Consider the following 262-nt stretch of genomic DNA (forward strand, 5'->3'; position numbering starts at 1 on the left):
GCTGCACGACGGCCGCATCGCCGCGGTCGGCACACCGGCGGAGCTGAAGGCGCGCATCGGCGGAGACACGGTCGAGCTCCATGACGGTGACGGCGCACTCAGCCGACGGATCCCCACCGACGGCACGGTCGCCGACCTGCGGCGAGCGCTCGACCTGCTCGATGAGGAGGGAGCCGACGGCGTCGTCACGCTGCGCCGCCCCACCCTCGACGACGTCTTCCTCGCCGTCACCTCGCCCACCTCGACTTCTCGCCCCGTGAAG

General features: G+C 72.5%; 1 pseudogene. It reads left to right on the top strand.

Annotated features, from left to right (window positions below):
* Positions 1-262: pseudogene (locus tag SB717_RS37010) on the top strand (daunorubicin/doxorubicin resistance ABC transporter ATP-binding protein DrrA); the annotation flags it as partial.

The sequence above is a fragment of the Priestia sp. SIMBA_032 genome, from assembly GCF_046535215.1.
Lineage (GTDB): Bacteria > Bacillota > Bacilli > Bacillales > Bacillaceae_H > Priestia > Priestia aryabhattai.